2 protein-coding genes are annotated in these 336 nt (G+C 69.9%); both read left to right on the forward strand.

Annotated features, from left to right (window positions below; translation table 11 throughout):
- Positions 1-96, forward strand: a 96-nt coding sequence (locus H926_RS35055; RefSeq protein ID WP_237741122.1) for an SDR family oxidoreductase, incomplete at its 5' end; no start/stop codon positions are given.
- Positions 93-336 (forward strand): PfkB family carbohydrate kinase (locus H926_RS29335; protein WP_237741121.1); only part of this gene is annotated, 244 nt, incomplete at its 3' end. The genes H926_RS35055 and H926_RS29335, both read left to right, overlap by 4 nt.

Here is a 336-nt window from a genome sequence, read left to right on the forward strand (position 1 = left end):
GATATCGCCGGGGCGGCAGTGTTCTTGGCTTCGCCTGCATCCAACTATGTCACGGGCCACGTGCTGGCTGTTGATGGCGGGTGGCTGGCGCGGTGACCGGACGTTCTGGCCATATCGTCTGCTTTGGCGAGGTCTTGCTGCGCCTGGCAACGCCGGGTCACCGCCTGATGACGCAGGCCGAAAGCCTGGACCTGGTGGTGGGCGGGGCAGAGGCCAATGTCGCCGCCGGCCTTGCCGCGCTGGGCCATCATGCTGCGCTGCTGACCCGCCTGCCTGCCAGCCCGCTGGGTGACAAGGCGCGCGCGGCGCTGAGCGCGGCGGGGGTCGATACCCGCC

This window comes from Novosphingobium sp. B-7, assembly GCF_000410615.1.
GTDB lineage: Bacteria > Pseudomonadota > Alphaproteobacteria > Sphingomonadales > Sphingomonadaceae > Novosphingobium > Novosphingobium capsulatum.